The sequence below is a fragment of the Phyllobacterium sp. NPDC097923 genome (assembly GCF_044760925.1).
Taxonomy (GTDB): Bacteria; Pseudomonadota; Alphaproteobacteria; order Rhizobiales; family Rhizobiaceae; genus Phyllobacterium; species Phyllobacterium calauticae.
The window spans coordinates 2,039,221-2,059,334 of sequence record NZ_JBIWBL010000001.1; the positions used below are offsets into that span (position 1 = coordinate 2,039,221).

Below are 20,114 nucleotides of genomic sequence, written 5' to 3' on the forward strand. Positions count from 1 at the left end.
CGCGCGAATTGCTCTAAGAGAACCCAAGAAAAGCGCAATGGAATTGGTATTACCGATGGTTCTCTCCAACACAATCCAGATCACGCCGGAACTCGTTGCTTCGCACGGGCTCAAGCCGGACGAATATCAACGCATTCTCGAACTGATCGGACGCGAACCCAGCTTTACCGAGCTCGGCATCTTCTCGGCCATGTGGAACGAGCATTGCTCCTACAAATCCTCGAAGAAATGGCTGCGTACCCTGCCGACAACCGGACCGCAGGTCATTCAGGGCCCCGGCGAAAACGCCGGTGTTGTCGATATCGGCGATGGCGACTGCGTTGTCTTCAAGATGGAGAGCCACAACCACCCCTCCTATATCGAGCCCTATCAGGGTGCGGCGACCGGTGTCGGCGGTATCCTGCGCGATGTGTTCACCATGGGCGCGCGGCCGATTGCGGCCATGAATGCGCTGCGCTTCGGCGCACCGTCACACCCGAAGACGCGCCACCTCGTGTCGGGCGTGGTTGAAGGTGTCGGCGGTTACGGCAATTCCTTCGGCGTTCCCACAGTCGGCGGTGAAGTCAATTTCGATGCCCGCTACAACGGCAACATCCTCGTCAACGCTTTTGCCGCCGGCCTTGCCAAGACCAATGCGATCTTCCTGTCCGAAGCCAAGGGCGTCGGCCTTCCCGTTGTCTATCTCGGTGCCAAGACCGGCCGCGATGGCGTTGGCGGTGCCACGATGGCATCGGCGGAATTCGATGAATCGATCGAAGAGAAGCGCCCGACCGTTCAGGTCGGCGATCCCTTCACGGAAAAATGCCTGCTCGAAGCCTCGCTGGAACTGATGGCATCGGGTGCCGTCATCGCCATTCAGGACATGGGCGCGGCGGGTCTCACCTGCTCCGCCGTGGAAATGGGCGCCAAGGGCAATCTCGGCATCCGGCTGAACCTCGATGACGTGCCGGTGCGCGAAGAGCGCATGACCGCCTATGAAATGATGCTGTCGGAAAGCCAGGAGCGCATGCTCATGGTTCTGCGTCCGGAAAAGGAAGCGGAAGCCGAGGCCATCTTCAAGAAATGGGGCCTGGATTTCGCCATCGTCGGCTACACCACGGACGATCTGCGCTTCCGCGTCATCCATCAGGGTGAGGAAGTCGCCAATCTGCCGATCAAGGATCTTGGCGATCAGGCGCCCGAATATGACCGTCCTTGGATGGAACCCGGCAAGCATGCACCGCTGCCCGCTGCCAGCGTTCCCGATGTCGACGATTACGGCGCCGCACTGCTCAAGCTGATCGGCTCGCCCGATCTGTCGTCGCGCCGCTGGGTCTACGAACAATATGACACACTGATTCAGGGCAACTCGCTGCAGGTACCCGGCGGCGATGCCGGCGTCGTACGCGTCGAGGGTCACCGCAGCAAGGCGCTTGCCTTCTCGTCCGATGTCACCCCGCGCTACTGCGAAGCCGACCCCTATGAGGGCGGCAAGCAGGCTGTGGCCGAATGCTGGCGCAACCTGACCGCTGTCGGCGCTGAACCGCTCGCTGCCACCGACAATCTCAATTTCGGCAATCCGGAACGGCCTGAAATCATGGGACAGCTGGTCAAGGCCATTGGCGGCATCGGCGATGCCTGCCGCGCGCTCGCCTTCCCCATCGTTTCCGGCAACGTGTCGCTCTACAACGAAACCAACGGTCAGGCGATTCTACCGACACCCACCATTGCCGGTGTCGGACTGATCCCCAACTGGTCGAAGACAGCCAAGATCGGCGGCATGCACGACAGTGACGTGCTGATCCTGATCGGCGGCGACGGCACGCATCTCGGCCAGTCGGTCTACCTGCGCGACCTGCATGGCCGTGCCGACGGCCCGCCCCCGCCGGTCGACCTCAACATCGAGAAGCGCAACGGCAATTTTGTCCGCTCGGCCATCCGCAACGGCCAGATCACCGCTTGCCATGACCTGTCCGATGGCGGCCTTGGCATTGCGCTCGCGGAGATGTGCATGGCTGCGGCCAAGGGCGCCAAGGTCACCATCGGTGAAGGCCCGGCACATGCCCTGCTTTTTGGTGAAGATCAGGCGCGTTATCTCATTGCCGTTGCGCCTGACATGGCCAACTTCGTCACGCTCAATGCCGAGGGGTCGGGCGTTCCGTTCCGCAAGCTGGGCACGGTCGGCGGCAGCACATTGACGATCGAGGGCCTCGCCTCCATATCAGTAGCAGACCTGACAAAAGCACACGAATCGTGGTTCCCTGACTATATGAGCGGTCAGGACGGCGAAGAAACACAGGCTGCATGATCCTGTCCCGGTAAAGGACAGGCGAAAGTTTGGGAGACAGAACATGGCTATGGACGCGCGCGACATCGAGAAAATGATCAAGGACGCGATTCCTGACGCGCAGGTGACCATTCGCGATCTGGCAGGCGATGGTGATCACTATGCCGCGGAAGTCGTGGCCGAGAGTTTTCGCGGCAAGTCGCGCGTTCAGCAGCACCAGATGGTCTATGATGCGCTCAAGGGCAATATGGGGGGCGTCCTGCACGCCCTCGCCCTGCAGACCAGCGCCCCGGAATAATCCTTCGAATAATCACTTCTTTGCGAACACGGCGAGAATCGGCCCCACGGGGTCGATCCCGCCAATCAGGGTTTTGCGGTTATTGGCGACGGCCGAGATCGTACCGTCGAGAAAGAGCGCGTTGGCGCAATTCAGCCCATCCCTGAACAGACGGGCGAAACTTCCCAGACTCACCGGCTCGATGGATATCGCCAGGATGACCGTGTTGGCGTCACGAACGCCGACGGCGTTGCGGATCAGGCGTGATGTTCCGTTCGGCTCGAACCGCGGATGCACCTGCCCGTTGATGACCAGCATTGGCCCCGACTGGGTGGCTATGCGGACATCGGGTTTTGCGGCATCAAACGCCGCTGTTTCCAGAATCCCGGCGGAACCGTCCTTCCCGATGAAGAAAACCCCGTTCGGCTTCATGTAGAAATTGCCGTCGCCGTCATCGGTCTGCAGTTCCGATGTCTCCTTGCCATCCTCGACATAGAGGCCGACCGGAGAAAGGTCCTTTTCATACATGCCGGCATTCATCGCCAGGATCGGGCGTGTGTCCAGCAGACGGGATTCCATGAACGTCTTCAGCGATCCGTAGGGTTCGCCGTCAGTGCCCGTGCGCACCAGATCGATGCGATGCGAGCGCAGGTCGATCTCGCAGACGATGGAATCGACATCCTCGAAGGTCATCTTCCGGCAAATGTCGGGCAGATCGCCATCGGAGATATTGATCGGCGGGTTGGGCGCAGGCTTGGGCGGCGATACCGGACGCATGAACCAGAAAATTCCTCCCAAAATTGCCAGAACGACGAAGCTGACCGCTATAATGATACGAGATGACACAGTGACCAGCCTTGTTTTGCCAGATTTGAAGCGCTATTTGTTTAAACGAGATCAATTTGGACCATTGATGACGATTCGTTGTCATTTGGTATGAAAGGTTGCCGAAATGAGCGGTATCAATGAATTTATCGACAATGAGGTCAAGAGCAACGACGTCGTCCTTTTCATGAAGGGAACGCCGGGCTTTCCGCAGTGCGGCTTTTCGGGCCAGGTCGTGCAAATTCTTGACTACATCGGCGTCGATTACAAAGGCGTGAATATTCTGACATCCAATGAACTGCGTCAGGGTATCAAGGATTATTCCAACTGGCCGACCATCCCGCAGCTTTATGTGAAGGGCGAATTCGTCGGCGGTTGTGATATCATCCGTGAAATGTTCCAGGCGGGCGAGCTACAAACCCTGCTCAGCGAAAAAGGCATCGCCACCAAGGCGGCCTGACTACGCAACAGTTTCAATCGGTTCCGGGGAAATCCGGAATCATTTTCTCAAGGCGTCGGCTATTCCGACGCCTTTGTCTTTGTTTTGCAGGTCTCATAATGGATACCACCACACCAACGACAGCGCCGCGCCTGATGGGCATGGGCAAGGTCGAATTCATCGGAATGATGGCCATGCTCATGGCGATCAACGCGCTTGCCATCGACATCATGCTGCCCGGCTTGCAGCAGATCGGCGCAAGCCTTGGCGTAACGAATGAAAACCACCGGCAATACGTGATTTCAGCCTATCTGCTGGGTTTCTCGGTATCGCAGCTGTTCTACGGCCCGCTGTCCGATCGCTTCGGCCGCCGCAAGCCGCTTCTATTCGGTCTGGTTGTCTACGTCATCGCCGCAGCCAGCGCGGCCTTCGTCCCGAGCTTTGCCTCCCTGCTCCTCTTCCGCCTGATCCAGGGTATCGGTTCGGCAGCCACCCGCGTCATCACCATTTCCATCGTCCGTGACGTCTATGGCGGACGGCAGATGGCCGAAGTCATGTCGCTGATCATGATGGTGTTCATGATCGTACCGGTGATCGCACCGGGCACGGGTCAGGCCGTCATGCTGTTCGGCGACTGGCACCTGATCTTCATGTTCATGGCTGTCGTGGCGGCTGCTGTGACCGTCTGGATGTATTTCCGCCTGCCGGAAACCTTCGATCCAGCCGACCGGCGTCCGTTTACGCTGGCATCGGTTGCGCAGGGTTTCAAGATCGTTCTGACCAACCGGGTGGCGCTTTGCTATACGCTGGCCAGCGCCTTCCTGTTCGGCTCGCTGTTCGGTTTCATCAACTCGGCCCAGCAGATCTATATCGGCATCTATGATCTCGGCATCTGGTTCCCGGTGGCGTTTTCATCCATCGCGATCATGATGGCGTTTTCGTCGTTCGTGAACTCGCGCTTTGTCGGCCGGTTCGGCATGCGCCGCCTGTCGCATGGTGCGCTGATGGGCTTCCTGACGATCAACACGGTCTGGCTGCTCTTGACCATATTCGGTCCGCATCCGACACCGTTTCCGATCTACCTCCTGCTCTTCGCCATGGCGATGTTCCAGTTCGGCTGGATCGGCTCCAACTTCAATGCGCTTGCCATGGAGCCGCTCGGCCACGTTGCCGGCACGGCGTCGTCAGTGCTTGGGTTTATGGGAACGGCAGGCGGCGGCGCCATCGGCGCCATCATCGGCCAGTCCTATGACGGGACAACCCTGCCGCTGGTCATGGGCTTCTTCGTTGTTTCGGTGATCGGCCTGATGTTCGTGCTGATTGCCGAGAAGGGCAAGCTCTTTCATCCCCATAATCCGCGGGTTTAGGCCCGCGGATTATTCGGACCAGAGTATCGCGCGCAAATCCTGCCAGTTCGCCTTGTCAGGCGCAATCAGCAGGCCGCCGTCCAGATGCCTCGGAAGGTAGGCAGAACCATCGAAGCGGGCCGCATGACCGCCCGCTTCCTGATGGATGAGAACACCGGCCAGATGATCCCACGGCATCAGCTTGTTGAAGATGGCAAAATGCGCATTGCCCGATGCAATCAGCCGGTATTCATGCGCGGCACAGCGGAAACCGAACGATGCCTTGCACTTGGCATGGTTGCGCGCCAGCGTCGACCGCAGGGGATCGGCCAGGAACTGCCATGAAATGGCCCCCAGCATCTCGCTGACCGCTGCTGGCGGCGCGACAGACACTTTCCGCCTGACATTGAAGGCCGAGCGGATGTGGCTTCCCGCCCCTTTGACGCCGATGATCCAGTCCTTGCCGACGGGATCGTGAATGATCCCGGCCACCGTCTCGCCATTGACAACGACCGCAAGCATCACGCCGAACAGCGGCACGCCGGTGGCAAAATTATAGGTGCCGTCCACCGGGTCGATGATGAAAGCCAGCGGCGCGTCCTTCAGCTTGCCGAGCAGTGATGCATCGAGTTCGCAGGCTTCCTCCCCCAGCACGAAGGCATCGGGATAACGCTCGCGCAGCCGCGCCGTGATCACCCGTTCGGCGCTGGTGTCGGCTTCTGTCACCAGATCAAGCGCCGAGGTCTTCTGCTTGATATCGCCGGTGCCGAGCTGGCGAAAGCGCGGCATGATTTCCTGAACCGCAACGGCGGCAAGCAGATCACTCAACCAATCGACGTCATTGTCATTAAACTGCACTGGCTTCGGCTCCGTGTGTGACAAGACCGGCAAAGTCAAAAATGCTCCGGTCGAGAAGATGGCTTGGACGCGTATTGGCAAGCGCGCGGATCATGATTTCCTTGCGGCCCGGCATGCGCTTTTCAATATCGGTCAGCATTGCCTTCATCATGTTGCGCTGCAGGCCGTCCTGGCTGCCGCAGAGATCGCAGGGGATGATCGGAAACTGCATCGCGGCGGCAAATTTTTCCAGATCATCCTCGGCGCAGTAGCTGAGCGGTCGCAGCACCATGACGTCGCCCTCGTCATTGAGCAGTTTCGGCGGCATCGCCGCCAGCCTGCCGCCGTGGAAGAGGTTCATGAAGAAGGTTTCAAGAATGTCCTCGCGGTGATGGCCGAGCACCAGCGCCGAACAACCCTCTTCCCGCGCCACACGGTAGAGATGGCCGCGCCGCAGACGCGAGCAGAGCGAGCAATAGGTCTGGTTTTCCTGCACCTTGTCCGTGACGATCGAATAGGTGTCCTTGTACTCGATACGGTGCTCAATGCCGTTCCTTTCAAGGAATTCAGGCAGGATATGCTTGGGAAAATTCGGCTGTCCCTGATCGAGATTGCAGGCCAGCAGTTCGACCGGCAGCAGGCCCCGCCATTTCAGGTCGAGCAGCAATGCCAGGAGCCCGTAGGAATCCTTGCCGCCGGATAGCCCGATCAGCCAGCGCTCGCCCGGCTTGACCATGGCAAAGTCATCGATGGCCTGCCGCGTATTGCGCAACAGGCGCTTGCGCAGCTTGTTGAACTCGACGCTGGACGGCACCCCGAGAAACATCGGGTGGCAACCGGCAGCATCGGTCAATTCCTGATCGTGAATGGTCATCGTAACACCTCTGGCGCCTTCATTGCCTTGGCTTGAAGGCGAAGGCAAGGGATGATTGCGGCTCAATCACCCCCCTCTGGGTTGCCACCCATCTCCCCCACAAGGGGGGAGATCAGCCTTCACAATTGTTTCAGTTAATCTTCAACGCTGAAAATGACGCGATATCCCCAATGCCGATGTGATCTCCCCCCTTGTGGGGGAGATGTCCGGCAGGACAGAGGGGGGGTGAAAACCACCCTAATGCCCGAACACCGACCAGCCCGTCCGTTGCGCCAGCAGTTCCAGTGCAGCCGAACCAAGCAGTGAATTGCCGTTTTCGTTCAGCCCCGGCGACCAGGCGGCAATCGATGCCTTGCCCGGCGCAATGGCGAGAATTCCGCCGCCAACGCCGCTCTTGCCCGGAAGGCCGACGCGATAGGCGAAATCGCCCGAGCCGTCATAGTGCCCGCACATGAGCATCAGCGCATTGATGCGGCGTGCCCGGCCCGATGACACCACACTGCCGCCGCTGAGCGGATTGCGGCCCGCCGAGGCCAGATACAGCCCCGCATGGGCCAGTTGCCGGCAGGACATGGCAATCGCGCAATGGTGGAAGTAGACGCCAAGCACGTGTTCGGCCGGATGGTTGAGATTGCCGAAGGAACGCATGAAATTGGCCAGCGCCACATTGCGATAACCCGTATTGGTCTCCGACCGCGCCACATCGTGGTCGATGGCGATGGTCTCGTCATCGGCGAGATAGCGGATGAACTGGACGATTTCGCCGATTGCCTCCTTCGGCAGGTGTCCGGCTAGGACGACATCGGCCACGGCAATCGCTCCGGCATTGATGAACGGATTGCGCGGCTTGCCCTTCTCCTGTTCGAGCTGGACAATGGAATTGAAGGCATTGCCCGAGGGCTCGCGGCCAACGCGCTTCCACAACCCGTCGCCGATCTTGCCGAGCGCCAGCGTCAGCGTGAACACCTTGGAAATACTCTGGATGGAAAAGGACGTATCCGCATCGCCTGCCGTATGCACCTGACCATCGACGGTGCACAGGGCCAGCCCGAACTGTTTCGGATCGACCGTGGCCAGTTCCGGAATATAATCCGCCAGCTTGCCCTCGCCGATGCGGCTGGCAAGATCCTGATAGACACTGTCGACGACATCCTGAAGATCGGTCATGCGCGCTCCGGCAAGGGATAAGACAAAAAAAGCCGCCCGGATTTCTCGGGGCGGCTTTTCTTAAACTCAGAACTGCGTACTGCGCCATGCGTCCTATTGGACGCATAAAGGACGCAGTACCAACATGAGTGACGCATAATCCTTTCCAAAAATTCAAGAAGATTTTTGGGGTTATGCGTTACCGCGAATAGAATTCGACAACCAGGTTCGGTTCCATCTGTACGGCGTATGGCACATCGGAGAAGGCCGGAACGCGGGTGTACTTGGCAACCATCTTGTTGTGATCAACTTCGAGATATTCAGGAACGTCACGCTCAGCAAGCTGAACGGCTTCCAGAACGATCACGAGCTGCTTCGACTTTTCGCGCACTTCAATCACGTCACCTGCCTTGCAGATGTAGGACTGGATGTTGACGCGGCGGCCGTTGACGTTGACGTGGCCGTGGTTGACGAACTGGCGCGCAGCGAAGATCGTCGGAACGAACTTGGCGCGGTATACCACTGCATCCAGGCGCGACTCGAGCAGGCCGATCAGCTGTTCGCCGGTATCGCCCTTGCGGCGGGCGGCTTCTTCATAGGTCTTGCGGAACTGCTTTTCCGAGATGTCGCCGTAGAAGCCCTTGAGCTTCTGCTTGGCGCGCAGCTGTACGCCAAAATCGGAAAGCTTGCTCTTGCGGCGCTGACCGTGCTGGCCGGGACCATATTCACGACGGTTAACCGGGGACTTCGGACGGCCCCAGATGTTTTCGCCCATACGGCGATCAATTTTATACTTGGACGATTCGCGCTTGCTCATCGCATTTCCTTTCAACCAAACACAAATCGAAGCTTGCGCCCCGATTCAAGGAAACGCGCCCTCCTCTGCCTCCTGTTTTTGAAGACTGACAGAATGATTCACGCACGCTTTGCGAAATCACTCACGGGACACGTCAAATGAAACGCAGAGCTGTTAAGCCCTGCGCTGGGGTGGCTTCTAGTGTGAAGGTTTCGCGATGTCAAGCGAGACGGCGCATTTCACGGGTTTATAAAGTTTGAAACCGATCCGGCGCATCAGACGTTAGGCTAGACGCTTAACAGGAGTAGAGCCGGAAATGACCCTATCCTTACAGCAGTCGCGCTGCTCGACATTGATCCTTTTATCCCTCACCGCATGTTTTGCAACAACGGCTTTGCTCGGCACGGCTGACATTGCCGATGCGCGCCAGCGGCGGCATCACAATGCCGCCAGCCGGCCCGCGCTACCCGTTGTACCGCCGGTCCCGCAAAGCAAACCGGGCAGCGAGCCTGCACAGGAAACGCCCAAACCGGAAGAAAAGCCCGAGGTAAAACCGGCGGAGCAGTTCGGCCCGGATCGTCCGGCGGATGCCAAGTCTGATTCAAAGCCGGATGACGAAGACACGGCGGAGAAAGCCGATCCCGCAACGTCTCCCGACCGGGTATACCAGAACGCCTGCCCCGCGCTGATGAACGGCGATGTCCAGGGTGAAATTGTCCCGCCGCTTGCCGAAGGCACCTGCGGTGAACGCTCTCCGCTCAGGATCACCGCCATCGGCAAGGACAATCCCGTAAAGTTTGCCGCGCCCATCACCACCAACTGCACCATGGCCGGAACGCTCGCCGGCTGGATCGGCGATGTGGAGAAAGCCGCGCAGGCATCCTTCGGCGCCGGGATCGCAAGCATTGCAACCGGTTCCGACTACCAGTGCCGCAAGGTCAACAACGGCAATAAGGGCCGCGTATCGGAACACGCTTTTGCCAATGCCCTCGATATCGTTTCATTCAAGTTCACCAACGGCAAAACCACGGAACTCGGCTCCGGCTGGAAAGGCACGCCGGAGGAGCAGGACTTCTGGCGCTCGATCCACAAGACGAGCTGCGAGCGGTTCATGACGGTGATCGGGCCGGAGGGTGACGCCGCGCATCAGGGCAATCTGCATCTCGATCTCGGCTGCCACGGCAAGGCATGCAAGGCGCGCATCTGCCAGTAGCGGCAGATGCGCCGCCATGTCATGTCTTCGGTTTGACCTTCTCGGGCAGACCTTTACGCGCCGTCTCGGCAAACTCTTCCAGCTGCTCTTCGCTCATCGATTCATACATGCTCTTCGATGCACCCTTAAGCTGGCTTTTCCGGGCTTCGCCGCGCTTGGCCGACAAGGCGGCCCCTGCGGCCTTCTGCTGCGCCTGGGATTTTGCAGGCATTGTCTGTCTCCCTGTCCGTTTCATACAGGGAAAACGCCCGTAATACGGGAGGGTTCCGAGACAGCAACCTGCAAAACCATCATGCGTGGTTCGACAAGCTCACCATGAGGGAGAGTGAGGATTGCAGGGAACTATATTCTCCAGCACGGATAATTGCCGTGTGCTGCAATGGCGGAGATTTGTATTGCAGCCAACCCCTCTCCCTCATGGTGAGCTTGTCGAACCACGCACAACATCCGATGCAGCAGAGTGTCTGAATCCCTATCCCTGCACTGCCTCGTCGAAAACCGTGCGGGCTTGCCGCAAATGATCACGATTCTTCACTGCCCAGTCGCCCAGGGCACCGATGGGAACGGCAATCGAATGGCCGATCGGGGTCAGCGCATAGGTGACCTCCGGCGGCGATGTCGGCTTGACGGTGCGCGATACCAGACCGTCACGCTCCAGCGAACGCAGCGTGACCGTCAGCATGCGCTGCGAAATCCCCTCCACCATGCGGCGCAGCACATTGAAGCGGCGCGGACCGTCCTGAAGATTGATGATCACCAGAAGGCTCCAGCTGTCGCCGACAATGTCGAGCACTTCCCGCATCGGGCATCTGCCTGCACTGTCGGCGACCATCGCAGCCGAGGTTGACAGCAGAGGCACATCGCCATTGGTTTTCGCATGTATACTCATCGGATAAAACCTCCAGTGTTTCCAGGCCGGTTACCTCAGTGTTCCCTGAAACGGAAAAAGTGCGTTCTTCACAGGAAGCAGCTTCTAGCATAGATGGTTATGAATAGTAACCAGAAAACAAACCGTACCCAAGCACTCAGGAGATCAAAATGAAAATCGCACTGATCGGCGCCACCGGCTTCATTGGCAAGGAACTGCTGCCGGAAGCTGTCTCGCGCGGCCATAGCGTGACAGCGCTCGTTCGCAATGCCGACAAGGTTGAAAAGCGCGAGGGCGTCAAGGCCGTCAAGGCGGATGTGCTCGATGTCGCCGACCTCACTGAAAAGCTGAAGGGCCACGACATCGTACTCTCGGCCTACAATCCGGGCTGGGGCGAGCCTGATATTCAGGCCATTCATATCAAGGCGAGCAAGGCAATCACCGAGGCCGCCAAGCAGGCGGGCGTCAAGCGCCTGATCGTCGTCGGCGGCGCTGGCAGCCTGTTGAATCAGGAAGGCAAGCAATTTGTTGATGGCCCTGATTTTCCTGCCGAATATCGTGAAGGCGCCCTCGGTGCCCGTCAGGCCCTGAACGACCTGAAGACGGAAAACGGTCTGGACTGGAGCTTTGTCTCTCCGCCATTCGCCCTCGTGCCTGGCCCACGCACCGGCACCTACCGGCTTGGCAAGGACAATCCCGTGGTCAACGCCGAAGGCCACAGCACCGTCAGCGTGGCTGACCTTGCCGTCGCCATTCTCGATGAAGCCGGGACGCCAAAACACGTCAGGCAGCGTTTCACCGTCGGATACTGATATCTGATGGCATGACCACACAGCCGCCCCATCCGGGGCGGTTTCCTTTTGGTGCCTCGGCAACTCCAATGTGCGTTCTTCACAAGCAACCGGGCTGTGCTTACCTAAGCAGCAACACAAGACATGAAGGTGAAGATCATGGAACTCGGCATCTATACATTTGCGGGCATGAGCCCTGACCCGACGAGCGGCATTGCCATCGATGCGCACCAGCGCATGCAGAACCTGCTGGAAGAGATGGAACTGGCGGATCAGGTTGGCCTCGACGTGTTCGGCATCGGCGAGCATCACCGCCCGGATTTCGTCATTTCCACACCCGCCGTGGTTCTGGCGGCGGGTGCTGCACGCACCAGGAATATCCGGCTGACCAGCGCCGTGACCGTCTTGAGCTCGGAAGACCCGGTTCGCGTATTCCAGGAATATGCGACGCTCGACCTGATCTCCTCGGGCCGTGCGGAAATCATGGCGGGGCGCGGCTCGTTCATCGAGTCCTTCCCCCTGTTCGGCTATGACCTCAACGACTACGACGAACTGTTCACGGAAAAGCTTGACCTTCTGTTGAAGCTGCGTGCCAGCGAACGCGTGACCTGGAAAGGCAATCTGCGTGCGCCGATCAGCAATCTCGGCGTTTATCCGCGCCCGCTGCAGAACCCGCTGCCCGTATGGATTGCCGTTGGCGGCACCCCTGCTTCGGTCATTCGTGCGGGCACGCTCGGCCTGCCGCTCGCCATTGCCATCATCGGCGGCGAGCCGCACCGCTTTGCACCACTGGTCGATCTCTACCGTGAAGCCGGGGCCAAGGCCGGTCATGCGCCGGAGACGCTGAAGGTCAGCATCAACTCGCATGGCTATGTCGCCGAGACATCGCAGGCCGCAGCGGATGGCTACTGGCCGTCCTATGAAGTGGTGATGAACAAGATCGGCCGCGAACGCGGCTGGCCGCCAAGCAACCGGGCGCAGTTCGAAGCAGGCCGCACGCCGCGCGGTGCGCTCCTGGTCGGCTCACCGCAGGAGGTTATCGACAAGATCATGCTGCAGCACAGCTACTTCAAGCATGATCGCTTCCTGCTGCAGATCGATCTGGGCAGCCTGCCGCATAGGAACACGCTGAAGGCCATCGAGCTGTTCGGAACAAAGGTCGCCCCGGTCATCCGCAAGGAGCTTGGCCAGCCCGTGAAGGCGGAAGAAACGGCATTGGCATAGTATCAGCGGCGGCGGGATTTCAGCCCCGCCGTTCACTGGAAATCAAGCCATGGCGAGCCCGAAACCCTGCATCAGGCGCCGGGTGGAAAAGTCGGGATTGCCCGAGGTGAACACGGCAATGTCGTCGCCATGCTCCGGTTCGCTGCCCGCACCGTTCGGCTTGAGCAGCGACAAGGCGCGGCGGGCGATCGCTTCAGCCGGATCGAGCCAATCCACCGGCCACGGCGCAAGGCGACGGAACACATTGGCCAGAAACGGATAATGCGTGCAGGCCAGAACGACGATATCGGTGCGCTTGCCATCCATTTCGACAAAGCATGGCGCGATTTCCGCCTCTATCGCCGCATCGTCGAGATGATCGCCGCGTATATGCGCTTCCGCCATGCGCGCCAGGTTCTGGCTGCCGACGAGCCGCACATGGCATTTCGTGGCAAAAGACTGGATGAGATCGCGCGTATAGGCACGCTTGACGGTGCCCGGCGTTGCCAAAACGGTAATGAGGCCGGACGAGGTGCGCTCTGCCGCCGGTTTGATGGCGGGAACAGTGCCGACAAAGGGCACGGCCGGAAAGGCCCGGCGCAGATCATCCAGCACCAGCGTTGACGCCGTATTGCAGGGAATGATCACGATCTCCGGATCGTAGGTGGCAATGAAGCCCTCGAACAGGCCGAGAATGCGGGCGCGCAGCGGCTCTTCGTCCCAGTCGCCATAGGGGAAACCGGCATCGTCGGCGATATAGACAAAGCGCCGGTCGGGGATGAGCACCCGCGCCTCGCGCAGGACGGTCAAGCCGCCAATGCCGCTGTCAAACGCAATGATCGGCCGGTCCGCTGTGTCATTCATCGCCTGGTATGTCCTCGCGTCCCGCTGGCTTGGCGGCCGTTTTCTTGGCCGCCGGCTTTTCCCGCTTGCGCCCTTCCGGCGCGCCGGAGCCGCGCGGCGTCTTCGGGCTGAAATAATCCAGCGAGACAACGACACCGCGCAGGAGCCTCAGTTCCGAGTCGGAAAAACCGGCACGGGTCAAAACGCCGCGCAGATTGTTGACCATGATTTCCTTGCGGGCCATGGGCCGGAAATAGCCGCGCGCCTGCAGCGCGTCTTCCAGATGGTTGAAAAAGCCCTGCAGCTGTTCCTTTGGCGCGGGCTCGAGTTCGGGACCGCGGAAAGCCGTGTCCGTTTCCTTCTCCAACCCTGACTTCATCCACTCATAGGACATGAGCAAAACCGCCTGTGCGATGTTCAGCGACGAAAATGCCGGGTTGACCGGAAATGTCACCAGTTCATCGGCGAGACTGACTTCGTCATTATTGAGGCCGAAGCGCTCGCGCCCGAAAAGAATCCCAGTTTTCTCGCCCCGGTTGAAGCGCTGGCGCAGTGTCTGCCCTGCTTCGACGGGTCCGCGCACCTGCTTGAACGCATCGCGTTCCCGCGCGGTCGTCGCGTAGACGAAATGCAGATCCTCGATAGCCGACGGCAGATCGTCATAGACCTTTGCCCCATCGATGATGTGGTCGGCACGGCTTGCGGCGGAGCGCGCCTTGTCGTTGGGAAATTCCTCGCGCGGCTTGACGAGGCGCAGTTCCGCCAGCCCGAAATTGGCCATGGCCCGCGCCACCATGCCGATATTCTCCGGCAATTGCGGCTCGACCAGGATGATTGCCGGCCCTTCGGCAATGAGTGTGCGCTGTCTGTCTGTACCTGCCATGATCAATCCATTGTGAATGCCGCCCTCATACAACGCGTTTTTTCAACGGGCAATCGTGCATCGGGCCTGTGCCCGGCTCATATTCCGCCAAGATTGCGATTAAACACTTAAAGCCAGTCTTTGCGTTCTGGTTTGCGAGTGCTATAGGGGCGCGAACCCTCAATGAAAACCGATGCTGGCATTCCCAGACCAGTAATAAAGAGGCTGATTATTCATGGCAAAGATCAAGGTTGCAAACCCGGTCGTCGAACTTGACGGCGACGAGATGACCCGCATCATCTGGCAGTACATCAAAGACAAGCTGATCCATCCCTATCTCGACATCGACCTGAAATATTACGATCTGGGCATCGAACATCGCGATGCGACCGACGATCAGGTGACCATCGATGCGGCCAATGCAATCAAGCAGTATGGCGTCGGCGTCAAGTGCGCCACCATCACGCCCGACGAACAGCGCGTTGAGGAATTCGGCCTGAAGAAGATGTGGAAGTCGCCCAACGGCACCATCCGCAACATTCTCGGCGGCGTCATCTTCCGCGAACCGATCATTGCCAAGAATGTTCCCCGTCTGGTTCCCGGCTGGACCCAGCCGATCATCGTTGGTCGCCATGCCTTCGGCGATCAGTACCGCGCCACCGATTTCCGGTTCCCCGGCAAGGGCAAGCTGTCGATCAAGTTTGTCGGCGAAGACGGCAAGACCATCGAACACGACGTCTATGATGCGCCAAGCGCCGGCGTTGCCATGGCCATGTACAATCTGGATGATTCCATCCGCGATTTTGCCCGCGCCTCGCTCAACTATGCCTATAACCGCGGCGTTCCCTGCTATCTGTCGACCAAGAACACCATCCTCAAGGCCTATGACGGCCGCTTCAAGGATATCTTCCAGGACGTGTTCGACGCCGAATTCAAGGACAAGTTCGCCGAGAAGAAGATCACCTATGAGCATCGCCTGATCGATGACATGGTTGCCTCGGCGCTGAAGTGGTCCGGCGGTTATGTCTGGGCCTGCAAGAACTATGACGGCGACGTGCAGTCCGACATCGTGGCACAGGGCTTTGGCTCGCTCGGCCTGATGACCTCCGTGCTGATGACGCCGGATGGCCAGACGGTGGAAGCGGAAGCCGCTCACGGTACGGTGACACGCCACTACCGCCAGCACCAGAAGGGCGAGGAAACCTCGACCAACTCCATCGCCTCGATCTTCGCCTGGACGCGTGGCCTTGCCCACCGCGCCAAGCTCGACGGCAACACCGAACTCGACCGCTTTGCCAACACGCTGGAAAAAGTCTGCGTCGATACGGTTGAATCCGGTTACATGACCAAGGATCTGGCGCTGCTGATCGGTCCGGACCAGCCCTGGCTGTCCACCACGGGTTTCCTCGACAAGATCGACGAGAACCTGCGCAAGGCCATGGCCGCCTGATCAGGGGCCGCCTGATCTGGGCCGCCTGATCAGGCATCGCCATCGAACAACACAAGCCCCGGTTCGCCGGGGCTTTTCTTTGACCGCTTGGCTTTCCCCGCGGGGCTTCCCGGCCTCGATTCCTGGCCGGTCATTTCCCCGGCAGCTTTCCCGCAGCTCCATCTCCCTGCGGTTTTGCGATCCGGGAGCCCTTTTCACAGGACCTCCGGCCTGCCGGTTTCCATATCCGGTCATCCGATTATTCCGCAGTCTTTTTCGCCGGCTCCCTATCGACCAGCGCCCACATCTCCCCATCCGCCGCCCGATCCGCCGGGATTGCCGCCCTTCTCATTGAGCCGGCTTTGCCTCAGCGATACCGCAAGCTGGTGGGCTGCGGGCACTATTCGTCGTCTACAATGCCGTCCTCTTCGGCAGGCGCCTGCGCTTTTGCCGGTGGCGCCTTGTTTGCGGCCGCGGGCGGCAGTTTCATGCTCGATTTGAGATCCAATACCCGGCGGAAGGCATGGGCCGGAATCCTGCCGACAATTTTCCCGGCCTTGCCCGCCAGTTCGAAGTCCAGCCCCTTCGTGGCGGCGGCAACAAAATCGGCCTCATCCATGGCCACCACGCCGGTTTCCTCGCGTGTGGGCAGGCAGGGCCGAAAGAAACAGGCCACCCGTCTGCTCACCCCCTTTTCGAACCGCATCTGCCGGCCATAGCTCCAGGCCTGGGAGAGGTGACTTTTGCCCTGGCCGGTATAAAGCGTCTTGAATCCATATCCCACCGTTGTCGAATAGTAGGGCTGCGCGTTCAGCGACATGAACAGATCCAGATAGGCCAGGACATCCGGCCCGAAGGCCGTATCGCTGCGCATATGAACATCCTTGACGACCGTCGAGGTCTGGCAGGAAACAAGCAGCACCGCGGCGAGCAGAAGAGCCAGTATTGTCTTCACGTCAGTTCTCGAAATGGATAATTAAAAACAGTTTTTGAAAATGCGAAACAAAATTGCGATGCAGCAAAAATACCGGAAAATCAATCTCTTGCCCACCCAGCAATTAGTATGAGCGGGTGGCATTTCCGGCCGCATCACGCTGCGGCCGGAAAGACAATGCCTGGTGTCAGCCGGCGAGCGCGTCGCGCACGGCAGCCACGGCCGCCTCGGCCTTGGAGCCATCGGGACCGCCGGCCTGCGCCATATCGGGGCGGCCGCCGCCGCCGGCACCGCCGAGCGCGGCGGACGCGATCTTGACCAGGTCGACGGCGCTGAACGTGCCGACAAGATCGTCGGTGACGCCGACGACCGCGCTGGCCTTGCCATCTTCCGAGACGCCGATGAACGTCACGATGCCGGAACCGACGGTCTTCTTGGCATCGTCGGCCAGCGGCTTCAGGTCACGTGGATTGACGCCGGTGACCACCTTGCCGATGAAGCCGACACCATTGACCGTTTCGGACTGCGCGGCGCCATTGCCGGAGCCGCCAAGCGCCAATTGCTTGCGGGCCTCGGTGAGTTCGCGTTCCAGCTTGCGGCGCTCATCCAACAGCGCCGTCACGCGCGCCAGTGCGTCGGCAGGCGTGGACTTCAACGCACCGGCAATCGCCTTGACCCGGTCGTCCTGTTCTTCGAGGTAGCGGCGCGCGGCTTCGCCGGTCAGCGCCTCCATGCGGCGCACACCCGCCGCCACGGCGCTTTCCGAGACAATGCGGATCAGGCCGATATCGCCGGTGGCGCGCACATGCGTGCCGCCGCACAGTTCCGTCGAATAGCTCTTGCCCGATTTCTCACCGTGCAGTGCGGTTCCCATGGAAACCACGCGCACTTCATCGCCATACTTCTCACCGAACAGCGCCATGGCGCCTTCCGCAATGGCATCGTCGACCGCCATCAGGCGGGTGCTGACCGGTGCGTTCTGCAGGACGATTTCGTTGGCGAGGTCTTCGATGACGGCCAGTTCCTTGTCCGAAATCGGCTTCGGATGGGAAAAATCAAAACGCAGGCGATCCGGCGCAACGAGCGATCCCTTCTGCGCGACATGCGTGCCGAGGGTTTCGCGCAGCGCCTCATGCAGCAGGTGTGTCGCCGAGTGGTTGGAGCGGATACGCGTGCGGCGGGCGCTGTCGACCGTCAGTTCCACCGGAACATCCAGCTTCACCGTACCCTTGAGCACCTTGCCCAGATGCACGAACACCCCGTCATTCTTCTTCTGAGTGTCGGTGACAACAACGGTGAAGCCGTCACCGGAGATGATGCCGGTATCGCCCTGCTGGCCGCCGGATTCGCCGTAAAATGGCGTCTGGTTGACCACGAGGGCAATGGCCTCGCCTTCCCCGGCGCTGTCCACCTGCGCACCGTCCTGCACCAGCGCGGTGATGACGCCTTCGGCCTTTTCCGTCTCGTAGCCGAGGAATTCGGTGGCGCCGACCTTGTCGCGCACCGCAAACCAGACCGTTTCTGTCGCCGCATCGCCGGAACCGGACCAATGGGCGCGGGCTTCCGCCTTCTGCCGCTCCATGGCCGCCGCAAAAGCATCGGTATCGACAGCGATACCGCGCTGGCGCAGCGCATCCTGGGTGAGATCCAGCGGGAAACCGAAGGTGTCATAGAGCTTGAACGCGGTTTCGCCATCGAGACGATCGCCTTCGTCAAGACCTTCCGTCGCATCGCTGAGCAGACCAAGGCCGCGGTCCAGCGTCTTGCGGAAGCGGGTTTCCTCGAGCTTCAGCGTTTCGGAAATCAGCGATTCAGCGCGGATCAGTTCCGGATAGGCCTGCCCCATCTCGCGGATCAGTGCCGGCAGCAGGCGCCACATCAGCGGCTCCTTGGCACCCAGCAACTGCGCATGGCGCATGGCGCGGCGCATGATGCGGCGCAGCACATAGCCGCGGCCTTCATTCGACGGCAGCACGCCATCGGCAATGAGGAAGCTCGATGAGCGCAGGTGATCGGCGATCACCCGGTGGCTGGCGCGGAATTTTCCTTCCGCCTTGACGCCGGTCGCATCTTCCGACGCGCGGATAAGCGCCCGGAACAGGTCGATATCGTAATTGTCGTGCTCGCCCTGCAGCACCGCGGCCAGACGCTCGAGACCCATGCCCGTATCGATGGACGGGCGCGGCAACTCGATGCGCTGCTCCTTGGTGATCTGCTCGAACTGCATGAAGACGAGGTTCCAGATCTCGATGAAGCGGTCGCCATCCTCGTTGGCGCTGCCGGGAGGGCCGCCCCAGATGTCTTCGCCATGGTCGTAGAAAATTTCCGAGCACGGGCCGCACGGGCCGGTATCGCCCATGGCCCAGAAATTGTCGCTGGTGGCGATACGGATGATGCGGTCATCGGACAGACCGGCGATCTTCTTCCAGAATCCGGCCGCCGCATCGTCCGTGTGGTAGACGGTGACGAGCAGCTTGTTCCTGTCGAGACCATATTCCTTGGTGATCAGGTTCCAGGCCAGACTGATCGCCTCTTCCTTGAAGTAATCGCCAAAGGAAAAATTGCCCAGCATTTCAAAAAACGTATGGTGCCGGGCGGTATAGCCGACATTGTCCAGGTCATTGTGCTTGCCGCCGGCGCGCACGCATTTCTGCGATGTCGTGGCGCGGCTGTAGGGCCGCTGCTCCAGACCGGTGAAAACATTCTTGAACTGCACCATGCCGGCATTGGTGAACATCAGCGTCGGGTCGTTGCGCGGCACAAGCGGGCTCGACGCCACGATCTCATGGCCGTTCTTCTTGAAATAGTTCAGAAATGTCGACCGGATTTCGTTGACGCCACTCATGTGCATTGCCTTCTGACTTGTCTCTAACCAAAGCGAAATAGCCCCTTTCTGCAACAAAAGGGCGGAACGCAACGCTTGTAGCGATGCGACCGCGGCCTGTCCAGAAAATCCCTGTGATAATGGGCCTTGCTTATGAACAACACAGTCTTCGAATACGTGCACTCTCCCTCATGCTGAGCTTGTCGAAGCACGCAGAGCAGTTGTGCGTGCTTCGACAAGCTCAGCATGAGGGAGGCCTGCTCAATATGTGGGAAGGTAGCGCTGCGTGCGGTGAAGCACAGCCTCGGCCCGAGGGATGTTCTTACAGCGTGAGAGCATTT

19 protein-coding genes are annotated in these 20,114 nt (G+C 59.8%); 8 read left to right on the forward strand and 11 right to left on the reverse strand.

Features of this window, described 5'->3' with window-relative positions; all coding sequences use genetic code 11:
* Positions 1–55: 55 nt before the first annotated feature.
* Positions 56–2,287 carry a phosphoribosylformylglycinamidine synthase subunit PurL gene (gene purL, locus ACIQWS_RS10390; protein ID WP_403177678.1) on the forward strand — a complete coding sequence of 744 codons (2,232 nt, stop codon included), beginning with the start codon at positions 56–58 and terminating at the stop codon, positions 2,285–2,287.
* Between the two features lie 43 nt (positions 2,288–2,330).
* Positions 2,331–2,564 carry a BolA/IbaG family iron-sulfur metabolism protein gene (locus ACIQWS_RS10395; RefSeq protein ID WP_223612969.1) on the forward strand — a complete coding sequence of 78 codons (234 nt, stop codon included), beginning with the start codon at positions 2,331–2,333 and terminating at the stop codon, positions 2,562–2,564.
* Between the two features lie 12 nt (positions 2,565–2,576).
* Here ACIQWS_RS10395 and ACIQWS_RS10400 read toward each other — a convergent pair whose 3' ends face one another.
* On the reverse strand, positions 2,577–3,320 hold the full coding sequence (locus ACIQWS_RS10400; RefSeq protein WP_403176100.1) for a phosphodiester glycosidase family protein: 744 nt from the start codon (positions 3,318–3,320) through the stop codon (positions 2,577–2,579).
* Positions 3,321–3,495: 175 nt separating this feature from the next.
* Here ACIQWS_RS10400 and grxD point away from each other — a divergent pair, with 175 nt between their 5' ends.
* On the forward strand, positions 3,496–3,828 hold the full coding sequence (gene grxD, locus ACIQWS_RS10405) for a Grx4 family monothiol glutaredoxin (RefSeq protein WP_105732441.1): 333 nt from the start codon (positions 3,496–3,498) through the stop codon (positions 3,826–3,828).
* Positions 3,829–3,968: 140 nt separating this feature from the next.
* A complete protein-coding gene (locus ACIQWS_RS10410) occupies positions 3,969–5,174 on the forward strand; it encodes a multidrug effflux MFS transporter (protein WP_346305307.1) in 1,206 nt (401 codons plus the stop codon).
* Positions 5,175–5,183: 9 nt separating this feature from the next.
* On the opposite strand, the gene ACIQWS_RS10415 is transcribed toward ACIQWS_RS10410, so the two are convergent.
* The 4 genes from ACIQWS_RS10415 to rpsD form a co-directional block, all read right to left on the reverse strand.
* Positions 5,184–6,011, reverse strand: a complete 828-nt coding sequence (locus ACIQWS_RS10415) for an inositol monophosphatase family protein (protein WP_403176108.1) — start codon at positions 6,009–6,011, stop codon at positions 5,184–5,186.
* Complete coding sequence (gene ttcA, locus ACIQWS_RS10420; RefSeq protein WP_403176112.1) at positions 6,001–6,864, reverse strand: tRNA 2-thiocytidine(32) synthetase TtcA; 864 nt, start codon at positions 6,862–6,864, stop codon at positions 6,001–6,003. Before ttcA ends, ACIQWS_RS10415 begins: the two co-directional genes overlap by 11 nt.
* A 237-nt stretch (positions 6,865–7,101) precedes the next feature.
* The gene (locus ACIQWS_RS10425; protein ID WP_346305292.1) at positions 7,102–8,031 is read right to left on the reverse strand and encodes a glutaminase; all 930 of its coding nucleotides are present in this window, start codon (positions 8,029–8,031) and stop codon (positions 7,102–7,104) included.
* A gap of 178 nt (positions 8,032–8,209) precedes the next feature.
* Positions 8,210–8,827, reverse strand: coding sequence for a 30S ribosomal protein S4 (gene rpsD / locus ACIQWS_RS10430; RefSeq protein ID WP_105732437.1), 618 nt, complete (start codon positions 8,825–8,827; stop codon positions 8,210–8,212).
* A 295-nt stretch (positions 8,828–9,122) separates the two neighbouring features.
* On the opposite strand from rpsD, the gene ACIQWS_RS10435 reads away from it, so the two are divergent.
* Entirely contained in the window at positions 9,123–10,019 is an 897-nt protein-coding gene (locus tag ACIQWS_RS10435) for an extensin family protein (RefSeq protein ID WP_403176124.1), read from the forward strand.
* A 19-nt stretch (positions 10,020–10,038) separates the two neighbouring features.
* On the opposite strand, the gene ACIQWS_RS10440 is transcribed toward ACIQWS_RS10435, so the two are convergent.
* Both ACIQWS_RS10440 and ACIQWS_RS10445 read right to left on the reverse strand, forming a co-directional pair.
* Positions 10,039–10,230 (reverse strand): DUF3008 family protein, encoded by a 192-nt coding sequence (locus ACIQWS_RS10440; RefSeq protein WP_403176127.1) that lies wholly within the window; start codon positions 10,228–10,230, stop codon positions 10,039–10,041.
* A gap of 261 nt (positions 10,231–10,491) precedes the next feature.
* Positions 10,492–10,908, reverse strand: a complete 417-nt coding sequence (locus ACIQWS_RS10445; RefSeq protein WP_403176132.1) for a winged helix-turn-helix transcriptional regulator — start codon at positions 10,906–10,908, stop codon at positions 10,492–10,494.
* A 149-nt stretch (positions 10,909–11,057) separates the two neighbouring features.
* On the opposite strand from ACIQWS_RS10445, the gene ACIQWS_RS10450 reads away from it, so the two are divergent.
* The gene (locus tag ACIQWS_RS10450) at positions 11,058–11,699 is read left to right on the forward strand and encodes an NAD(P)-dependent oxidoreductase (protein WP_346305288.1); all 642 of its coding nucleotides are present in this window, start codon (positions 11,058–11,060) and stop codon (positions 11,697–11,699) included.
* Between the two features lie 138 nt (positions 11,700–11,837).
* Complete coding sequence (locus ACIQWS_RS10455) at positions 11,838–12,902, forward strand: LLM class flavin-dependent oxidoreductase (protein WP_403177688.1); 1,065 nt, start codon at positions 11,838–11,840, stop codon at positions 12,900–12,902.
* A 42-nt stretch (positions 12,903–12,944) separates the two neighbouring features.
* On the opposite strand, the gene murI is transcribed toward ACIQWS_RS10455, so the two are convergent.
* Both murI and ACIQWS_RS10465 read right to left on the reverse strand, forming a co-directional pair.
* Positions 12,945–13,745, reverse strand: a complete 801-nt coding sequence (gene murI / locus ACIQWS_RS10460; RefSeq protein ID WP_288192477.1) for a glutamate racemase — start codon at positions 13,743–13,745, stop codon at positions 12,945–12,947.
* Positions 13,738–14,607 carry an RNA methyltransferase gene (locus ACIQWS_RS10465; protein WP_403176141.1) on the reverse strand — a complete coding sequence of 290 codons (870 nt, stop codon included), beginning with the start codon at positions 14,605–14,607 and terminating at the stop codon, positions 13,738–13,740. The genes murI and ACIQWS_RS10465 overlap by 8 nt, the downstream gene beginning before the upstream one ends.
* A 214-nt stretch (positions 14,608–14,821) precedes the next feature.
* Between ACIQWS_RS10465 and ACIQWS_RS10470 the strand changes: the two genes are divergently transcribed.
* The gene (locus ACIQWS_RS10470; protein ID WP_223612958.1) at positions 14,822–16,036 is read left to right on the forward strand and encodes an NADP-dependent isocitrate dehydrogenase; all 1,215 of its coding nucleotides are present in this window, start codon (positions 14,822–14,824) and stop codon (positions 16,034–16,036) included.
* A 379-nt stretch (positions 16,037–16,415) separates the two neighbouring features.
* Here the strand turns inward: ACIQWS_RS10470 and ACIQWS_RS10475 are convergent, their stop codons facing one another.
* Positions 16,416–16,970 (reverse strand): hypothetical protein, encoded by a 555-nt coding sequence (locus ACIQWS_RS10475; protein ID WP_403176148.1) that lies wholly within the window; start codon positions 16,968–16,970, stop codon positions 16,416–16,418.
* A 166-nt stretch (positions 16,971–17,136) separates the two neighbouring features.
* Positions 17,137–19,794: an alanine--tRNA ligase gene (alaS, locus tag ACIQWS_RS10480; protein ID WP_403176150.1), complete on the reverse strand. Its 2,658-nt coding sequence runs from the start codon at positions 19,792–19,794 to the stop codon at positions 17,137–17,139.
* Between the last annotated feature and the right edge of the window lie 320 nt (positions 19,795–20,114).

What these genes read in the sequence shown, in the direction of transcription:
- rpsD (WP_105732437.1), bottom strand. Translation starts at nt 8,827, where the DNA reads ATGAGCAAGCGCGAATCGTCCAAGTATAAAATTGATCGCCGTATGGGC.
- ACIQWS_RS10450 (WP_346305288.1), top strand. Translation starts at nt 11,058, where the DNA reads ATGAAAATCGCACTGATCGGCGCCACCGGCTTCATTGGCAAGGAACTG.
- purL (WP_403177678.1), top strand. Translation starts at nt 56, where the DNA reads ATGGTTCTCTCCAACACAATCCAGATCACGCCGGAACTCGTTGCTTCG.
- ACIQWS_RS10465 (WP_403176141.1), bottom strand. Translation starts at nt 14,607, where the DNA reads ATGGCAGGTACAGACAGACAGCGCACACTCATTGCCGAAGGGCCGGCA.
- ACIQWS_RS10435 (WP_403176124.1), top strand. Translation starts at nt 9,123, where the DNA reads ATGACCCTATCCTTACAGCAGTCGCGCTGCTCGACATTGATCCTTTTA.
- ACIQWS_RS10470 (WP_223612958.1), top strand. Translation starts at nt 14,822, where the DNA reads ATGGCAAAGATCAAGGTTGCAAACCCGGTCGTCGAACTTGACGGCGAC.
- ttcA (WP_403176112.1), bottom strand. Translation starts at nt 6,864, where the DNA reads ATGACCATTCACGATCAGGAATTGACCGATGCTGCCGGTTGCCACCCG.
- ACIQWS_RS10445 (WP_403176132.1), bottom strand. Translation starts at nt 10,908, where the DNA reads ATGAGTATACATGCGAAAACCAATGGCGATGTGCCTCTGCTGTCAACC.
- ACIQWS_RS10455 (WP_403177688.1), top strand. Translation starts at nt 11,838, where the DNA reads ATGGAACTCGGCATCTATACATTTGCGGGCATGAGCCCTGACCCGACG.
- grxD (WP_105732441.1), top strand. Translation starts at nt 3,496, where the DNA reads ATGAGCGGTATCAATGAATTTATCGACAATGAGGTCAAGAGCAACGAC.
- ACIQWS_RS10440 (WP_403176127.1), bottom strand. Translation starts at nt 10,230, where the DNA reads ATGCCTGCAAAATCCCAGGCGCAGCAGAAGGCCGCAGGGGCCGCCTTG.
- ACIQWS_RS10410 (WP_346305307.1), top strand. Translation starts at nt 3,969, where the DNA reads ATGGGCAAGGTCGAATTCATCGGAATGATGGCCATGCTCATGGCGATC.
- alaS (WP_403176150.1), bottom strand. Translation starts at nt 19,794, where the DNA reads ATGAGTGGCGTCAACGAAATCCGGTCGACATTTCTGAACTATTTCAAG.
- murI (WP_288192477.1), bottom strand. Translation starts at nt 13,745, where the DNA reads ATGAATGACACAGCGGACCGGCCGATCATTGCGTTTGACAGCGGCATT.
- ACIQWS_RS10400 (WP_403176100.1), bottom strand. Translation starts at nt 3,320, where the DNA reads ATGCGTCCGGTATCGCCGCCCAAGCCTGCGCCCAACCCGCCGATCAAT.
- ACIQWS_RS10395 (WP_223612969.1), top strand. Translation starts at nt 2,331, where the DNA reads ATGGCTATGGACGCGCGCGACATCGAGAAAATGATCAAGGACGCGATT.
- ACIQWS_RS10425 (WP_346305292.1), bottom strand. Translation starts at nt 8,031, where the DNA reads ATGACCGATCTTCAGGATGTCGTCGACAGTGTCTATCAGGATCTTGCC.